Below are 420 nucleotides of genomic sequence, written 5' to 3' on the forward strand. Positions count from 1 at the left end.
CTTCTACCACCACCACGTCGTTCTGGAGGTAAACCAGGTTCGGACGGATGGCGGGGATCTGGATAGGAATTTGGGTTTCGTGACCGAGCTGTTCGACGACCGGGACCTCGCCTTCAAGGGTTACAGCGGCGATATCGCTGGGCAATAAAGGCTCCGGTCGAATACCTAAGGACATATTGGCGCCCGCCTGCACGTTGGCGCTGTCCACCGGTAGCCAGATTTGCTGACGGTTCGGCAGTTCAACCTGCACCTGATCGATAGCCGTCGCGGTGACTTTGACCGGCAGGAAGTTCATCTTCGGTGAACCAATGAAGCCGGCAACGAAGCGGTCAGCCGGATAGTGATAGAGCTCCAGCGGTTTCCCAACCTGCGCCACACGGCCGGCGTCGAGGACCACGATCTTGTCGGCGAGGGTCATCG

1 pseudogene is annotated in these 420 nt (G+C 59.0%); it reads right to left on the reverse strand.

The annotated features are described in order from the left end of the window. Positions 1-420: pseudogene (locus PL640_RS25605) on the reverse strand (TOBE domain-containing protein); the annotation flags it as partial.

Origin of the sequence: Agrobacterium sp. ST15.16.024 (assembly GCF_027956545.1) — a bacterium.
In the GTDB taxonomy this organism is placed as follows: domain Bacteria; phylum Pseudomonadota; class Alphaproteobacteria; order Rhizobiales; family Rhizobiaceae; genus Agrobacterium; species Agrobacterium cucumeris.